Consider the following 17,351-nt stretch of genomic DNA (forward strand, 5'->3'; position numbering starts at 1 on the left):
CAGAGCTTGCTGAACTGGCCTCTGGTCGGTACACCCTGGCGCGACAGCCGCGCGGCGAGCAGCTGCAAGATCATCGGCATGCGCGTCTTCGACCGCTCCCGAGTGCCGCGCCTGTTCCTCAGGTTCTATGGGGGCGGGGGAGGTGTATTGAGGCAGCTCAGGCTAGATTCGGACAAGTGTGCGTGATGCGGATCGCGCTTGATTGACTCGGTCGGTAACTCTGCATTAACTCTGTGCTTCCTGTGTGAATTTTGTGACGGAGGGTGGGCTCCGTGAAGCGGGGGGTGGGGGCTGTGTTCGTTCTGCGTGCGCGAAGAACGCGCGGGATGCTGCTGGGGGGTGTGGCCGCATCGTTGGTGCTGTCCGCACTGCCGATGCTGCCGGCTGCGGCGGCGGCAGCGGCAACCACGCCTGCAGCGGCCACTGTTGTGGACGAGTCGACCGCACTGGAGCAGGCGAAGGCTTCCGGCGAGCCCGTGGAGGTGATAGCTGACCGCACCGAGTACTCCACCACGCACGCCAACCCGGACGGCACCTTCCTGCTCACTCAGTCCTCCACGCCTCAGCGCGTCAAGCGGGAGGACGGCAGTTGGCGGCCCGTTGATCCCACGCTGGAGCGTCGGCCTGATGGGCGGATCGTCCCCAAGGGAACCGCGGTCGACCTGTCCTTCTCCGGCGGTGGTTCCGGCTCCGACATGCTCCGCATGGGCAAAGACGGCCGGTCCGTCACCCTCGGCTGGGGCGACCCGTTGCCCGAGCCGACCTTGAAGGGTGCAACAGCCACCTATGCCGATGTGTTGGACGGGGTGGATCTGCAACTGACGGCGACTGCCGAGGGGTACCGCGAGGTACTCGTCGTGACGACGCCTGCCGCCGCCGCCAATCCCGAGCTAGAGCAGGTCAAGCTCACCGCATCCGGCGACGGGCTGACCGTGGTTCCTGGTGCCGGTGGCGGTCTGCGGGCCGTCGATGAGGACGGCAATGCCCTCTTTAGAGGGCCGGCCGGGCAGATGTGGGACTCGGCCGGTGATGACACCCAGTCCGGTCCGCAGCCCCAACTCCTGGCAGCCAAGGCTGAGGCGGTCGTGAACGAGCCCGGGGAAGACGATCCTTCACAACCGGGCGAAGGAGATGCCAGCGCGGTACTGCCGGTCAAGGTGGACAACGACACCGTGGCCGTGCACCCCGACCTGGACCTGCTTCGTGGCAAGGACACCGTCTACCCGGTGTACATCGACCCCTCCGTCGGCCTGGGTGCCCAGGAGCGCACGAAAATCTCCTCCGACGGCGACAAGTTCTGGATGTTCGACGGCGGCAAAGGCGTCGGCAAGTGCGGGACTGCCGACGGCTATTCGTGCGGAACCGGCTACGTCGACCGCATGTACTTCGAGTTCGCCCCGACGAAACTCGCCGGCAAGTACGTACTGGACGCCACCTTCCGGGCCCGCGAGACCTGGTCGTACAACTGCAATCCCTACTGGGTGGACCTCGAGCGCACCGACAACATCTCCGAAGGCACCCGGTGGCCGGGCCCCAAGCAACTGGACCAGATGGGCGACCGGTATGTCTCCGCCGGGCGCGGTGACCTGTGCACGCCCGACCAGCCCGACGCCTGGATCGAGTTCAACGACAATCCCGACGAGGCGGACGAGAACCTCAAGAACACCGTCCGCTCCTTCGCGGACGGCAAGATCAGCCGCCTGACACTGATGCTGCGGGCCAAGGACGAAGGCGAGCCACGCGCCTGGAAGCGGTTCGACGACAACGCCGAACTGCAGGTCATCTTCGCCTACAAGCCGGGCACGCCCACCGACGTCGGCCTCATCCCTGGTGAAGGCACCACCGCGTACTGCAAGAAGTCCTCGAGCGACCCGTTGATCGTCACCCGCAAGGACCCCATCGTGCAGGCCCGCGTCCAGACGAAGGTCGAGTCCAACAAGGGCGACCAGGAAGGATCCCTGCAGGCCGAGTACGTTGTGGAACGCGGCGACGACGCGGCCTGGCACCAGGTGTGGACCGGCCATGCGCCCGATACCGGCTGGCACCCGGACGGCACGCTGGAAAAGCTCCGCATGAGCAACCGGGCCGACGGCGGCCTGTACCGCTACAAGGCCCGCACCCAGTCCCACTGGTCCTACAGCGGAAAGTCCGGCGACCTGTTCTCCGGTTACAGCTCCTGGTGCTACTTCAAGATCGACTCGACGGCGCCGAAGCCGCCCCGCATCACTGCCGGCTCCCCGTATACCGCATGCGCAGCGAACGTCTGCGAAGGAAAGGGGGGCCCGGGCGTGCCCGGCTCCTTCACTTTCCAGCCGAACACCGCCGACATCAACACCAGCGGCAAAACCGATATCACTGGCTATGAGTGGAAGCTGCTGTCCACACCTGCCAAACCGGTCGCCGGCACCCTCAAGGTCACCGTCCCGAACGTGACCCCGCCGCTGTCAGGCACCCAGGTGCTATCGGTACGCGCGAAGGACGTCTACAACCGGTGGGGCGCCTATCAGGAGTTCACCTTCAAGGTAGCCACGGCTCAGGAAGCGGTGGGTCGCTGGCATTTCGACGGAGTTCCCGGTTCGGGCACCACGACCGCCAAGGACACCGCCACCGTCGGTACTCGGCATGACGCAACGCTGGTCGGCGAGGAAGGGACCGGCTGGTCGACCAGGGCGCGACGCGGCGAGGCGGACTACGCGCTGCGTCTGAACGACGACACCAGCGACCCGGCTCAGCAGACCGGCTACGCAGCCACGTCCGCCCCTGCGGTCAACACCCGAGACTCCTTCGCCGTCTCCGCCTGGGTGCAGCTGTCCAACGCCTCCGCCAACCGGGCCGTGCTGTCCGCGCCGGGAACGAACGGCAGCTCCTTCACGCTTTACTACTCCGCCGCGTACAAGAAGTGGGTCTTCAACCGCGCAGACAAGGACTCGGCGAGCCCGGTGTACATCCGCTCGCTGTCCGACCAGGAAAACCCGCCGCTCAACGTGTGGACGCATGTGGCGGGCGTCTTCAAGACCGAGGGTGATGACAACCTCCCGGACACCGATCCGGCCAACGACACCATCCAGCTGTTCATCAACGGCCAGCCCCAAGGCCAGCCGGTCGTCCTGTCCAAGGCCGCCCCCACGTACACCCCGTGGACTGCAAGCGGGGGACTGCAGTTCGGCCGCTCCAAGGCGGCTGGCAAGTACGTCGACCACCACTTCGGGCTGCTCGACGAAGCCGTTGTCTGGCAGCGCGCCCTGCAGCCAGCTGAGGTCGCCAACGAAGCCAGGGTGCTGCAGGGCGGAGTGCCGGCCAACGAACTGGTCGCGCACTGGGACGCCACCACCGCCAAGGGCACCCAGGTCGCGGAGACCACGGCCTATCCGCTGTCGTCGATGACACTGTCCGGATCCGGCGCCACGCTGAACGAGGAGGACAACGCGCTGTTCCTGAACGGCACCGCCGGGTACGCCGCAGCCACCGGACCCGTGGTCGACGAGACCGGCTCCTTCACGGTGTCGGCGAGCGTCCGCCTCGATTCAGCGGCCCTCAACGCCAAGCCGGTCGGATACCAGGCACAGGTAGCCGCCCAGCGCCTGAGCGGAGAGTCCTCGTGGGCGCTGTGGGTAATGAAGCCCGGCGACGGCATCTACCAGTGGAAGTTCACCCGCACCGCAGTGGGGCCGGACGGCAAGGTCACCCAGAGCGCGCAGGTGCGGGCAGCGGACGTAGCCGCCACCGACACGTGGGTCCAGATCACGGGCACCTTTGACGCACAAGAGGCCTGGGAGTGGACCAGTCCCACCGACGGCACAACGGAATCCCGCTACGGACAACTCCACCTCTACGTAGGCGAATTCGACCAGCCATCGGAGGAGACGCCCGGCTTCTCCACGCCGCAGCAGGGCAGTGGTGAGCTGAGCGTAGGCCGCGGAACCGCCTCAGGTAAGACTGGCAACTATCTGCCCGGCGGCCTGCAGGACCTCAGGCTCTGGACCGGAGCCATGACCGCCGACCAGGTTCGCTCCCAGGTGCTGGACACGCCCAACACCACCTGAGACATGCCCTGAGCCAGATCTGTCGGTGCTGGACGGCCGCGCGAGCGTGCCCGGCCACCCAGCGTCGGCAGATCGGGCCCCCTTTCCCCCTCCTCTTTTTTCTCCGTCTCGACGGCCCGCGTCCGGCGCGCCGCCCCGGCGCCGTACAGGAAGACACGACATGAACCCCCTCGGCATACCCGGCTCCGGCCCGGGCCGCAGGAGCGAGATCACCAGACGCTGGTCCCGCCGCCTGGCCGCAGCCACTGGACTGGCCATGCTCCCCGGCCTGCTCACCCCCGTAGCCTTCGCCGCTGACTCCGACCCCCTGGGCGCTCCCCGTCTGAAGGAGGCCCGCTCGGCCAAGGTCAGCCCGTTCACCGCGAAGGTGAACAAGAAGGCCGCCGCCACGGTGAAGAAGTCCGCGGAAGCGGACCAGGCGGCAATTGCCCGCGCACGCCGTGACCGCTCGCAGCAGACCACCTGGCCCAAGGCAGGCAAAGCGCACGTGAGCCTGCCGGCCAAGGGCACCGCCAAAGCCAACCCTGGGACCCTGCCTATCACCCTGACTGCCCCGGCCAAGAGCCAGGCAGCTGAGCCCATCACGGTTGAAGTCCTCGATCAGAAGGCGGCGGCGAAGCTCGGCATCAAAGGCGTCGCCCTGAAACTCACGGGCCCCAAGAACGGCGGCAAGAGGCGGCTGGGCCTGGACTACTCGGCCTTTGCCTCCGCCTACGGAGGCGACTGGGCCGGTCGCCTGCAGCTCACGCGCCTGCCCGGCTGCTCGCTGACGGATCCGACCACAGCGAAATGCCGCAAACGCCTCCCACTCGATTCAACCAACGATCGCTCGAAGAAGCAGGTATCGGCGCCCATCAACCTGCCATCCTCCGGCACGCCCATGATGCTGGCACTGGCCGCTGGGACGCAGTCCGGGGCCGGTGACTACAAGGCAACCCCGCTGTCGGCCTCCTCGACCTGGGAAGCAGGCGGTTCTTCGGGCACGTTCACCTGGTCCTACCCTCTGCGGGTGCCGCCGGCCGCAGCCGGGCCCCAGCCCACGCTGTCCCTCTCGTACGACTCAGGTGCCGTCGACGGGCGCACCGCGAGCACCAACAACCAGGGCAGCCAGATCGGCGAGGGCTTCGACCTGACCTCGTCCTACATCGAGCGCAAGTACGGCTCCTGTGACGACGACGGCCATGACGACAAGTTCGACCTGTGCTGGAAGTACGACAACGCCTCTCTCGTCCTCAACGGCCAGGCCACCGAGCTGGTCAAGGACGACACCACCGGCAAATGGCGGCTGAAGAACGACGACGCCTCCACCGTCACCCGCTCCACCGACGCCGACAACGGTGACGACAACGGCGAGTACTGGACGGTCATCACAGGCGACGGCACCAAGTACGTCTTCGGCCTGAACAAGCTGGAGGGCGCCGGAACCGACGACCGCACCCGGTCGGTGTGGACCGTACCCGTGTTCGGCGACGACGAAGGCGAGCCCGGCTACGCCGACGGAACCTCGTTCTCCGGCCGTTCCAAGACTCAGGCCTGGCGGTGGAACCTCGACTACGTCGAAGACACCCACGACAATGCCATGTCCTACTGGTACACGGCCGAGCACAACAACTACGACAAGCTCGGCGACGACACCACCGGCACCGACTACGTCCGCGGCGGCTACCTCAAGGAGATCCGCTACGGCCAGCGCGCCAGCGCCCTGTTCTCCGGCTCTCCCGACGCCTCGAACAAGGTGGTCCTCGACTACGCGGAGCGCTGCCTCGCATCCGGCACCGGTTGCGACTCGCTGACCGAGGACAAGCGGGACAACTGGCCGGACGTGCCGTTCGACGCCGTCTGCAAGGACGATGCCAAGTGCACCGGCAACACCGGCCCGACCTTCTTCACCCGCAAACGGCTCACCACCGTCACCACCTACGCGTGGAACGCGGCGGCCACCACCCCGGCCTTCGACCCTGTGGACGTCTGGTCCCTGAAACAGAACTACCTGGACCCGGGCGACACAGGTGACTCCTCCGATCAGTCGCTGTGGCTGGACGAGATCAAGCACACCGGCAAGCGCGGCACCGACCTGTCGCTGGACCCCGTCAAGTTCACACACGAGATGCGAGCCAACCGGGTCGACGGAACCGACGACATCCTGCCCCTGCACAAGCCACGCCTGAAGACCGTCACCTCCGAGACCGGCGCGCAGACCATCGTCACCTACCTGGACGCCGACTGCACCGCCGGCCAGACCATGCCCAAGGTCGACCAGAACACCACGCGCTGCTACCCGGTGTACTGGTCCCCCAACGGCGAACAGGATCCCATCCTCGACTGGTTCCAGAAGTACCCGGTCAGTGCGGTGCAGACCACCGATCCGCGCGGCGGCTCGGAGGCGGTGCAGCACACCTACCAGTACTCTTCCAATGGTGGCGCCTGGCACTACAACGAGGACCCGCTCACCCCAGCCAAGGAGCGCACCTGGTCCATCTGGCGCGGCTTTGAGAAGGTCACCCACCTCGCCGGCATCTCGACCGGAACCCAGAGCAAAACGGTCACCGTGTACCTGCGCGGCATGCACGGCGACCGCGTCCTGGGGCCGGACGGCAAGACCCCCGATCCAGACGCCCGCAAAACGGCGGAAGTTCCCGGCATCAAGGCCAGCAAGATCACCGACTCCGACCAGTACGCGGGATTCACCCGCGAGACGGTCACCTACAACGGCACCACCGAAGTCGCCGGCACGATCAACGATCCCTGGTCAAAGCGCACCGCAACCCAGCACAAGTCCTACGCGGACATTGAGGCGTACTACGTCCGCACCGGTGCCACCCATTCCCGCACCAACATCACCAGCAAGCTCGCCCCCTACGACCGGGTGCGCACGGTAAAGACCACCTTCGACGACTACGGCATGGCCGCCACCGTCGAGGACCAGGGCGACACCGCGGTTACCGGCGACGAGAAGTGCACCCGCACCTGGTACGCCCGCAACAACGCCAAGGGCATCAACTCCCTGGCATCGCGCACCCGGACAGTGGCCAAGCCCTGCTCCACCGCCGACTCGGCACTCGACCTGCCGGCCGACTCCAGCCGTCCCGGTGACGTCATCGCCGACACCGCCACCGTCTACGACGACGCGACGGCCACCGCCTGGTCAGCCGCCCAGACACCCACCAAGGGAGACGCGACCTGGACCGGACGGGCCAAGGGCTACGGCAGTGACGATGCGCCCGCCTGGCAGAAGGTGGCCACTGCCACCTTCGACACGCTCGGCCGCCCGCTCATCGTCAAGAACACCAACGGCCTCCAGGTCTCCAAGACCACCTACACCCCGACCGCAGCCGGCCCTCTGACCGAGACCACTGTCGAAGACGCCAAGCTGTACAAGACGACGACCAACGTCGACTACGTCACCGGCGCGCCACGGAAGGTGACCGACCCCAACAACAAGGTCACAGAAACCGAGTACGACAGTCTCGGTCGCCTGACCAAGGTGTGGCTGCCCAACCGCCTCAAGGCACTGAATAAAACACCCAACTACGTCTACGCCTACAACGTCACCAGTTCAGCCATGTCCTGGGTGTCCACAGGGACCTTGAAAGGCGACGGCTCCGGCTACAACACCAGCTACACCTTCTACGACTCACTGCTGCGCACCCGCCAGACCCAGTCACCGACCCCGCAAGGCGGTCGGCTCGTCTCGCTGAACCTCTACGACACCAGAGGCCTGGCGGCCAGCCAGCAGTCGGACATCTGGGACAGCACCTCAGCCCCCACATCCACCCCGGTGCAAACCTCCGCCGGTCAGGCACCGATTCAGACGGACACCACCTACGACGGCGCCGGCCGCCCGATCAAGGCGGTCACCAAGACACACGGCACCACCCGCTGGACGACCACCACCTCCTATACCGGTGACACGGTCAGCACCAGCGCCCCCAACGGCGGCCAGGCCACCGCAGAAGTGACCAACGCCCTGGGCCAAACAACCGAACGCCGTGAGTACGGCGGCCCGCAACCGACTGGAACCGACTTCACCAAAACCACTCTCAGCTACACGCCAGCAGGCCAGCAGGAAACCATCACAGGCCCTGACCAGGCCAAGTGGTCCTACACCTACGACCTGTTCGGCCGACAGGTCACGGCAACAGACCCGGCCAAGGGCAAGAGCACCACCGAATACAACACCCTCGACCAGGCCGTCAGCACCACGCCGAACGCCGACACCAACAAGAAACTGCTCTACGAGTACGACGACCTCGGCCGCAAGACAGGCATGTGGCAGGTCGCCAAGACGGACACCAACAAGCTCGCAGCCTGGACATTCGACACCCTCGCCAAGGGGCAGCAAGACACCGCGGTCCGCTACGACGGCGGCCTCACCGGCAAGGCATACACCCAGAAGGTCACCGCCTACGACAACCTCTACCAGGTCACCGGCAGCCAGCTGCTGCTGCCCGACACCGAGCCTCTGGTGACCGCCGGCGTGCCGAAGAGCCTGTCGTTCAGCACCGGCTTCAACCTGGACGGGACGACCAGCCAGTACGCCGCGCCGGCCATTGGAGGGCTGCCCTCCGAGACGGTCTCCTACAAGTACGACTCGACCGGCCACCAGATCACCTCCAGCGGCACCACCGGCTATCTCCAGAGCGCCACGTTTTCCCCTCAGGGCGATCTGCGCCAACTCGCCCTCGGGATGGATCCCGCGACCTCGTCGAAAAAGGCATATCTCAACTGGGACCACGAGCCGGGCACCCGCCGTCTCACCCGCTCCTACGTCACCGATGACGTGCACGGCTACATGCCCCAGGAGCTGAAGTTCACCCAGGACGACGCCGGCAACGTCACGTCCATCTTCGACGGCACCACCCAGGGCGGAACGGCCAAAGCGGACTACCAGTGCTTCGCCTACGACGGTTACCGCCGTCTGACCGAGGCCTGGACCCCCAAGGTCGCGGACTGCACAGCCTCCGGGCGGGTGATGGCCAACATCGACGGCTCAGCCCCCTACTGGACCTCCTACACCTACAACCCGGCTGGACAGCGCAAGACCGAAACCAAGCACACCTCCTCAGGTGACCAGACCACCACCTACACCTACGACGACACGACGAAGGACACCAAGCCGCACACGCTGGACAAGACCACCGGCGCCCGGACCGGCAGCTACTCCTACGACAGCAGCGGCAACACCACCTCCCGCCCCGGTCCGACAGCCCAGCAGACACTGGCCTGGAACAACGAAGGTGAACTGACCAAACTCACCGAGAGCACGAAGGAGACCACCTACCTCCACGACGCAGCCGGCGAACTGCTACTGCGCAGAGCAAAGGGTGATGGCGACACCGTCCTCTACCTGCCCGGCGGCAACGAGATCCGCCTGACAGTCAAGGGCACGACGAAGACCCTCTCCGGCACGCGCTACTACACCGCCAATGGCCAAACCATCGCGGTGCGCACGGCGGCGTCGGGCACCTCGGGCACGAAGCTCAACTTCCTGGCCGCAGACCACCACGGCACATCAAGCATTGCCCTCGAGGCGAGCACGTACGCGATCACTAAGCGTTTCAGCACACCCTTCGGTGATGTACGGGGCCCGAAGGCGACCACATGGCCCGACGACAAGGCCTTCCTCGGCAAGCCGTCGGACGCATCCACGGGTCTCACTCACGTCGGCGCCCGCCAGTACGACCCGTCGATCGGCCAGTTCATCAGCGTCGATCCGATACTCGCCGTCGATCAGCACCAGTCCCTCAACGGCTATGCCTACGCGAACAACACGCCTGTCACATTCAGCGATCCGACAGGTTTGTGCATAGACCCTGGCAACGGTCACTGCATGCCCGATGACGGCGGCAAGCTGGGGCACCAGAAGCCGGATAAACGTTATGGCCCGCCGCCCTATGACGGCCCCTACGACGGGACACGCGAAAGCGTTGGCCTCGGTGGTGGAACGGCGAGCACCGATAGCTCCGGGAGCATCAACAGCGGTCCTCGCTACTCATGTACCGGTATGAGCCCGACCGGAATGTGCAAGGTGGTTACCGGGCCGGGGGATAAGAAGGAAAACAAGGGCAATAACAACCCGTACGGCTCATTCGACCTCTATGGCCCCCAGCCGGAGCTGGGCATAGGGGAACTCCTCCGGAGGCTTATCGAAGGGCCTGTATGTAACCCTGGGTACCCGTGTGAGGATGCGAAATACAACACTGTCCCGGTAGGGCCTGGCGGTGCTGGTCGCCCCAAGCCGGGACCGCCGCGTGGGCTGCCGGTTGCCGGTAAAATGAACCCCGAGAAAATTCGGTATACCCAGGACAGTATCAAGGGAAGTTACAAGGATGGCCGTTCTCTCGATGAGACTGTGGCTCAGTTGAGAAGCGGGGAAAAGAGAGCAGAGGATATTGCTCCGATTCGTGTATTCGAGCGAGACGGAAACATTTATTCTCTCGATAACAGGCGCTTGTATGCGTTTAAGGAGGCAGGTGTCCCTGTGCAATTTGTCAAGGCCACCCCGCGCCAAGTCGAGCAAGAAGCCTGGAAATTTACCACTAAGAACGACGGAACATCGATCAGAGTGAGGTAGTTGTGGATTTCTGGCAAGAAGCAAACTCGGTTAACGATCGAGAAGCCTTGTCCAACTTCCTCTTGTCTGCCGCCCAGGATTTCACAGACAATCCGGAAGGGTGGGAGAATGTGGATATTCCAGCACTTCTGGAGGCGATGTCCGCTTGGATTTCGGACTGCGATGAGGTTTTTCGGAGGTCTGGAAAGCCACTCCCCTCAGGCGAAACCTGGGCCACTGTGGCAAAACTAGTGGCGGCTGCACGGGTCTACGAGTAAGGGAGTGTCCAGCACTCCGTATTATCGACTGACGTAATGGCCTGAGGGTGGCCGACGATGACTGGCCGCCCTCAGAATGGTGGGGCACGTGAGCATGGAGACTCACCTTGCTCGATCATCCTCTGCTCGACGTCCACATGCCGTGCTCATACCGCTGAAGCTGGCAGCTGGCGCGCAGCGCTTCAAGCAGTGCGATAGGTGTACGTCAGGTAGCCGTGCAGCCGCACGCCTGGTCGCCCGGCTTGGCCGAACGGTCGGTCCGTGCGGCCGCTTACTGCACGTGCAACTCTGGCATGCCGTTTGGTCGTCCGTGGCTGCTGCGATCGTTTCCGTCCCCGCGAGGTGCAGCAGGTCGAAGGCGAGCAGGTGAGCGGGCGCCTCGTCGGCGGCCCGGGCTGCTGCGGCGCCGTGCCGTGGAGCCGGTTCTGCGGCCGCAGGGGCCGGGAGAAAATATGAGCACCTCCCGCGAACAGCTTGTTGAGATCGTTCGCAAATTTATGGCTGCGGAAATCAGCGAAGAGGACGAGGAAGAGATGGTCGAGTTGCTCGAGAAGAGCGTGCCGCACCCCAGGGTGCTTGACTTGATTTACTATCCTGAGTCGGAGGGGTTGACAGAAGAGGCCACGGCGGAGCAAGTAGTGGATGCAGCTCTTGCTTACAGGCCTATCGAGCTGTGAGCGCGACCTCGAAGGCCTAACCATCTGATTCCTGTGGCACCTCGGAGCTCCGCCTTGACCACTCTGGCGGAGCTCCGTCGTATATGAGTGAGCTGTGGCCTGCTGGTAGGGCGCCTCGGCATTGCCTCCTGCACCGTCAGCTATCAGTGGGTTCGCGCTGAGCCTCGGCTTCGGGCGTAGCCGCCGACTCCGGGGCGGGGGCGGTGTAGAAGACGGACCTGCCCTGCTTGGAGCGCTCCGCCTGGCTCTTGGCCACGAGCCCCTCGAGCGTGAGGCGCACGATCTTGGCTGCGAAGTCGCGATCAGGGTGAGCCTGGCCGAGCGCGGTGGCGACCTCCGCCGCGGAGCGCGGTTCCTTCTGCTCGGAGAGGTGGCGGCGAATGAGCTCGACCAGGGTGGGCTGGGGCGCCTTCGCTGAACTCGCCGCCTTGGCCGCAGGCTTTGCCGCCTTCTTGGCCGGCGGGGAAGAGGACTTACGCGCCTTCTGCTTTCCGCCGGGCGCAGCGCCGGCCTTCTTCCGCCGTGGAGAGGGAACCTTGGCGCTCTGGGTCTCGACCGCAGGCTCGACAGGGGCCGTTGAGACGCCGAGCGCCTGGCGCATGTTCACCAGCACGGTGTGGTCATGCTGCAGGGAGGCAAGCTGCTCCTGTAGGGAGGCGATCTCCGCACTGATACGTTCCTGCTCCTTGAGATTGGTCTCCAGGTCGCCGGTCACTCGGGCGATGTACTGCGATGCCAGTTCCGTGGCGGGAGTTGTTGTCTCGGGCATGATGCTGACCTTTCCTCGGCGTGTGACCGCGATGCGGGGATGCCTGACTTCGGCGAGGTCTCGGTGCCCCGGCCGGGAGCCCGCATGTGCCGCACGATGCTCTGGTGTAGAGATGGTACGGACATACGGAGCCAGTTGTTCCCTCCCGGTCTTTTCGCTGGCCCGGCGCTGGCCTCAAAAGCTGCGGCACCCGGTGCCCAACGAGGCGGCTTGCAGGCATGAGTTCATGTCTGCGACTGAGGCAACTGCCAGAACACCTCGTCGGTGACTCGGTTGTGCTGCCATGCGCTCAGGGTGCCTGTGGTCACCAGCCGGTCGAGTAGTTCTCTGGTCTGCTGCGGGGAGTGCCCGCACAGGCGGGCGAGGACGTCCATGTCGGGGCTGTGCTCGGCCTCGGTGGGGGAGTGGGTGGCCAGCACGAGAGCGGCCAGCCGCAGGGCGGGCGCTGCGGCCGGCAGGGCCAACGGCGCGGGGCGCAGGGCCCAGTGGGCGGCACGGCAGCGAGCCCGACGGCCGGGAGCTTGGTCCAGGACCGCGGCATCGAGCAGTCGCAACTGCAAGGGCAGCGCGCGAAAGTCCGGCAGCTCCAGCCAGCCGGCATGGGCCAGCTCCAGCCACAACTCGCCGTTGGCGCGCAGACGCATGCCTCGCAGCAGGCCTGCTGGCAGCCGGACCCGACCAAGGGCATCCGCGCGCAGCGCGCACTGCAGGGCCAGCAGCCGGGCCGCGGGGGAGGTGAACCGAGGCAGCGCGGTGCCAAGGTAAGTGAGCATCTCCCGCACCCGCACCCGCTCGGGCAGTCCAGGGCAGGGCTGACGCCCAGACGGGGAGGGACAGGCGGGCGGGAGCGGTCGTGGGCCGCCCGGGAGGGTGTCGGGCACGACTGCGGTGTGGCTGGTCGCCGCTGCGCAGGCCGCGCAGCTGTCAGCCAGCCGCCAGGTCCGGCCGCTGCGGTCGCGAGTGAGAGCGAGCAGCACCGGCCCGGCACACCCGCGGTGACGCGGATGCCACACGCAACCCCGCATCCGGCACTGGCAGCTGCGCAGATATGCGGGCAGCGCGTCGGCGCGGGCGTGACGGGCGAGATGAGCCATGACGGCCGACCGCGCGGAAGGCCCTGTGAGTGGCGACGTGTGCGCGGTGCAGGTGGGGCAGATGAGAGTGTGGCCGCCCGCTCGCGGCCGCAGTTCCACTGTCCAGATGCGCCGCACTGCAGCATGCGCGCCGGCAAGCCTCATGGGCTCGTCGTCCTCCCGTCTGTGTCCGCCCCGAAATGGCCGGTGCCCCCTGTGCCAGAGGACCGGAAGACGCACGGTAGTGCAGATCTCTGCACCGTGATCGGTGATCCCACCTTGGCAAATAGTGCAGAAGTCTGCACTGACAGGGCAGGGGTCTGCACCGTCGGATGGTGGGGTGACGATCTTGCCGCCGGATCCGGACCTCACCGCGCTGCGCGTCAACCTCGCGCGCCTGCGGGGAGAACGCGGCTGGACCTTCGACGAACTCGCCGGCCGCAGCGGCCTGGCCCGGCGCACCCTCATCGACCTCGAGCACGGGCGCACCACCGGCAGCGTCACCACCTGGCATGCCCTCGCCCACACCTTTGACGTGCCCATCGAGCACCTCCTCGGCACCCTCTGCCACGACCACACCCCGCCTGGCGAACACGGCTCCTGACGCCCTGCGCCCCCCCGCCTCGAGCCACACTGCAAATCACCCGATCCGGCGAGCAGGCGCCGAACATAAGGTCGCCTGCTAGATCGTCTGTTCGGATCCCTTGAGCCGGCCGGGGGACACACGCACCGCAGTGTTGCGGATCAATGCGTGTCGCCTGGCACGGTCCCGGTCATGCGCACCACGCCCACCCCCACCGGCCGACACTGGGACGGCAGCCGCCGCCCCACCCGACGCCCCCGCCCCTTGCAGGTAGCCGGCACCAGCCCCAGCCGCCTGCTGCGCACCGGCCAAAGCGGCCGATGCCGTCAGTGCGGCAACCGCATCGACCTCTACCAGCGCGCCGACCAGCGGCCCATCGCACTGCACCCCACCGAACTGGCCACCCCACACGTCCCCGAATCCTGCCGCTGGCACCTCAGCAGCGGCATCGCCTACCCGCACGGTGACGGCAGCCCGTGGTGCCGCATCCCGCACGCCGTACTCTGCCCCCGCCGCACCCCCCTCTGCCGAACCGGCCCCCACCTCGATGCGCTCCGCCGCCAGCTCGCCGTCCACACCCGCCGCCTGACCGACACCGGCGCCTTCGCCCCCGAACCGGCCCCCGCCACCACACAGGCCGCCGACTCCGACGCCGACAACCCGGCCCGCCCCGTCGTGCAGATGCTGCTGTGCCGCTACCTCGCCGAGAACACGATCGAACACATCCGCTGCGTGGCCCAGACGCGCCACCGCCGCCGCTGCACCCACCCCGTCCTCGCCCCCACCGCACCCGCCGGTGTCTGGAGACTGATGCCCACCGGATCCCACCGCGGTCAACTGGCCCTCCCCAACGTCCTGATGGCCGTCTACGACCTGAACCACCTGCCCTACAGCGAGCAGCTACGCTGGCGCGCCCAGCGCTGCCCCCAGCACGCCGCCGCCCCCGGGGCCGCCGACCTAGCCTTGGCCGGCTGGCAGCCCTTCGACCCACTCCTGCACGCCGCACACATCCGCACCCGCATGCCCCACCCTCCGGGCCGCCACCTCAAAGGCCGGTGACGATGCCCCACCACGCCTTGGAGATCGCCCTCACCCGCCCCCTGACGGCGGCCGAACACCGCCACGCCACCCAAGCTTGGCCGCTCGCCGCCAACCACGACGCCACCCGCCTCATGGCCCTCGCGGGCGCCACAACCCCCGAACGCGCCGCCCACCGCCTGCGCCGACGTCTCACCGACCGGCTGCCCATCGACGTGATCACCACCCACTACCCGGACACGCACGGACACGTCCTGCTCAACCTCGCCTTCCCGCCCGCCATCCACACTGCCCTCGAACGCGACGCCCAAAATGCGGGCCTCACCCCCGAACGCTTCGTACGAGAGGCCCTCCACCGAGCCCTGGCCGAGCACGCAGACCAAGGCGCCGAACGCCTCGACCGCGCCGTACACCACCTGCTCGCCGACACGACACCCGCGCATCTGCTGGCCGCCGTCGGGCACGCCCTCACCCGCCCCCAGCAAGGACCCACACGATGAACCCGACCGACGAACAGACAGCAGCAGCCGACGCCTTCCACACCGGAGACCACCTCGCCCTGCAAGCCGGAGCCGGCACCGGCAAGACCACCACCCTCACCCTGCTAGCCCGCACCACCCCACGCTGCGGCCGCTATCTCGCCTACAACCGCGCCATGGCCCAGGACGCACGCGCCCGCTTCCCCGCCACCGTCCAGTGCAAGACAGCACACGCTCTCGCCTACGCGTCTGTCGGCCACCGCTACGCCCACCGCCTGAACGCACCCCGCCGCCCGGCCTGGCAGACCGGACAAGCCCTCGGCGTCACTAAAGCCATCCGTATCGGAGACCGCGACCTTTCCCAACGGGCCCTGTCCAACGCAGTCCTGCGTACCGTCACCCGCTTCTGCCATACCGCCGACGACAAGATCACGCGCCACCACGTGCCCAAACTCCGCGGCCTGGAAGACACAGATTTGCACCGTGAACTCGCCGCTCACCTCCTGCCCTTCGCCCACAAAGCCTGGAAGGACCTGCAAAACCCCGATGACGGCGCCGTCCGCTTCGACCACGACCATTACCTGAAAATCTGGGCCCTCACCCAGCCCCAAATCGACACCGACTTCCTGCTCCTGGACGAGGCGCAGGACACCAACCCCGTCGTCGAGCACATTTTCCTCAACCAGCGCAGCCACGCCCAACTGGTCATGGTCGGCGACTCCGCCCAAGCCATCTACCACTGGCGCGGAGCCAAAGACGTCATGACCGGCTTCGACGGAACCCAGCTCACCCTCTCGCAGTCGTTCCGCTTCGGGCCCCAGCTCGCCGCGGAAGCCAACCGCTGGCTCGACCTAGCCAACGCCCCCATCCGCCTGACCGGAGCCGAGACCGTACCCACCAAACTCGGCTTCGTCGCCCACCCGGACGCGGTCCTGTGCCGCACCAACGTCGGCGCCATGACCCAAGTCATGGCCCTGATGGACGCCGGATGCCACGTCGGCTTGGTCGGAGGAGGAGACAGCCTGCGCGTCCTCGCCCAAGCCGCCCGTGACCTGAAAGAAGGCCGCCGCACCCTCCACCCCGAACTCGTCCTCTTCCCCACCTGGGGTGAACTGCAGGACTACGCTGCCCACGACCCAGCGGGACGAGACCTGCAGCCGTTCGTCGATCTCGTCGATACCCACGGTCCGGACGCCATCCTCGCCGCCGTGGCCCGGCTCGTCCCCGAATCACAGGCCCAAGTCAGCGTCTCCACCGCGCACAAGGCCAAAGGTCGCGAATGGGCGTGCGTGAAGATTGCCGACGATTTCACCCCACCCCGGGACACGAGTCCACCAGACCATACTGCGCCCCGCACCATCGACGACAGTGAAGCCCGCCTGGCCTATGTGGCTGTCACCCGTACCCGCTGCCGCCTCGACCTCGGCGGCCTGTCCTGGATTAACCAACACCCAGACGGAACTGGAACCTGCCTGGCAGCCTCCTGAAGCGTCTGCCCATGACCGGATCGGGGCAGGCCGGGGTCCGCGTCGCAGAGACCCTGCTCTTCTACGATGGCTGGCGCGTCGCTCTCCGCCCGAAGCCAGAGTCCCACCGGGCTTTTGCGGTGACAACCCATAGTTGGGACAGGCATCCTCAGCGAGCACTGTGTGAAGCCAGCACAGAGGCAGAGGAGAAGGCCCATACCGGACGAAATAATCGACACCCCGGACGCCGTCGCCACGCTCGACTCGCTCAAGGAGGCCATGCGCGGCGGCCGCATCGTCAACACCGGCGGCACCGCCTGCCGGTGCTTTGCCGCGGCAAAACACGAGCACGTCCCTAACTCCGAGACGACAGCCGACCAGTAACTGATCGT

10 protein-coding genes are annotated in these 17,351 nt (G+C 66.6%); 8 read left to right on the forward strand and 2 right to left on the reverse strand.

The window, feature by feature from the left end:
- Positions 1 to 374: 374 nt before the first annotated feature.
- From GTY47_RS39465 to GTY47_RS39475, 3 genes are all read left to right on the forward strand, one after another.
- The gene (locus GTY47_RS39465; protein WP_050810277.1) at positions 375 to 4,043 is read left to right on the forward strand and encodes a LamG domain-containing protein; all 3,669 of its coding nucleotides are present in this window, start codon (positions 375 to 377) and stop codon (positions 4,041 to 4,043) included.
- Between the two features lie 160 nt (positions 4,044 to 4,203).
- Positions 4,204 to 10,617 carry an RHS repeat-associated core domain-containing protein gene (locus GTY47_RS39470; RefSeq protein WP_010042694.1) on the forward strand — a complete coding sequence of 2,138 codons (6,414 nt, stop codon included), beginning with the start codon at positions 4,204 to 4,206 and terminating at the stop codon, positions 10,615 to 10,617.
- A 709-nt stretch (positions 10,618 to 11,326) separates the two neighbouring features.
- Complete coding sequence (locus tag GTY47_RS39475) at positions 11,327 to 11,551, forward strand: bacteriocin immunity protein (protein ID WP_010042696.1); 225 nt, start codon at positions 11,327 to 11,329, stop codon at positions 11,549 to 11,551.
- A 136-nt stretch (positions 11,552 to 11,687) separates the two neighbouring features.
- On the opposite strand, the gene GTY47_RS39480 is transcribed toward GTY47_RS39475, so the two are convergent.
- Together GTY47_RS39480 and GTY47_RS41545 are read right to left on the reverse strand one after the other, a co-directional pair.
- Positions 11,688 to 12,320, reverse strand: coding sequence for a hypothetical protein (locus GTY47_RS39480; RefSeq protein ID WP_010042698.1), 633 nt, complete (start codon positions 12,318 to 12,320; stop codon positions 11,688 to 11,690).
- Positions 12,321 to 12,544: 224 nt separating this feature from the next.
- Positions 12,545 to 13,093, reverse strand: a complete 549-nt coding sequence (locus tag GTY47_RS41545; protein ID WP_231911011.1) for a hypothetical protein — start codon at positions 13,091 to 13,093, stop codon at positions 12,545 to 12,547.
- Positions 13,094 to 13,733: 640 nt separating this feature from the next.
- Here GTY47_RS41545 and GTY47_RS39490 point away from each other — a divergent pair.
- The 5 genes from GTY47_RS39490 (at position 13,734) to GTY47_RS39510 (ending at position 17,343) form a co-directional block, all read left to right on the forward strand.
- Complete coding sequence (locus GTY47_RS39490) at positions 13,734 to 13,997, forward strand: helix-turn-helix transcriptional regulator (RefSeq protein ID WP_010042702.1); 264 nt, start codon at positions 13,734 to 13,736, stop codon at positions 13,995 to 13,997.
- A 171-nt stretch (positions 13,998 to 14,168) separates the two neighbouring features.
- The gene (locus tag GTY47_RS39495) at positions 14,169 to 15,035 is read left to right on the forward strand and encodes a DUF6083 domain-containing protein (protein WP_029181374.1); all 867 of its coding nucleotides are present in this window, start codon (positions 14,169 to 14,171) and stop codon (positions 15,033 to 15,035) included.
- 2 nt (positions 15,036 to 15,037) lie between these two features.
- On the forward strand, positions 15,038 to 15,514 hold the full coding sequence (locus GTY47_RS39500; RefSeq protein ID WP_173937217.1) for a hypothetical protein: 477 nt from the start codon (positions 15,038 to 15,040) through the stop codon (positions 15,512 to 15,514).
- A complete protein-coding gene (locus GTY47_RS39505) occupies positions 15,511 to 16,980 on the forward strand; it encodes a UvrD-helicase domain-containing protein (protein WP_010042711.1) in 1,470 nt (489 codons plus the stop codon). The genes GTY47_RS39500 and GTY47_RS39505 overlap by 4 nt, the downstream gene beginning before the upstream one ends.
- A gap of 162 nt (positions 16,981 to 17,142) precedes the next feature.
- The gene (locus GTY47_RS39510; RefSeq protein ID WP_010042715.1) at positions 17,143 to 17,343 is read left to right on the forward strand and encodes a hypothetical protein; all 201 of its coding nucleotides are present in this window, start codon (positions 17,143 to 17,145) and stop codon (positions 17,341 to 17,343) included.
- Positions 17,344 to 17,351 lie beyond the last annotated feature (8 nt).

The sequence above is a fragment of the Streptomyces sp. SID5464 genome (assembly GCF_009862985.1).
GTDB classification, from domain to species: Bacteria; Actinomycetota; Actinomycetes; order Streptomycetales; family Streptomycetaceae; genus Streptomyces; species Streptomyces chartreusis_D.

Excerpts from the sequence above, each read along its gene's own strand:
- GTY47_RS39500 (WP_173937217.1), top strand. The coding sequence starts at position 15,038 with ATGCCCCACCACGCCTTGGAGATCGCCCTCACCCGCCCCCTGACGGCG.
- GTY47_RS39470 (WP_010042694.1), top strand. The coding sequence starts at position 4,204 with ATGAACCCCCTCGGCATACCCGGCTCCGGCCCGGGCCGCAGGAGCGAG.
- GTY47_RS39475 (WP_010042696.1), top strand. The coding sequence starts at position 11,327 with ATGAGCACCTCCCGCGAACAGCTTGTTGAGATCGTTCGCAAATTTATG.
- GTY47_RS39495 (WP_029181374.1), top strand. The coding sequence starts at position 14,169 with ATGCGCACCACGCCCACCCCCACCGGCCGACACTGGGACGGCAGCCGC.
- GTY47_RS39480 (WP_010042698.1), bottom strand. The coding sequence starts at position 12,320 with ATGCCCGAGACAACAACTCCCGCCACGGAACTGGCATCGCAGTACATC.
- GTY47_RS39465 (WP_050810277.1), top strand. The coding sequence starts at position 375 with ATGCTGCCGGCTGCGGCGGCGGCAGCGGCAACCACGCCTGCAGCGGCC.
- GTY47_RS41545 (WP_231911011.1), bottom strand. The coding sequence starts at position 13,093 with ATGCTCACTTACCTTGGCACCGCGCTGCCTCGGTTCACCTCCCCCGCG.
- GTY47_RS39505 (WP_010042711.1), top strand. The coding sequence starts at position 15,511 with ATGAACCCGACCGACGAACAGACAGCAGCAGCCGACGCCTTCCACACC.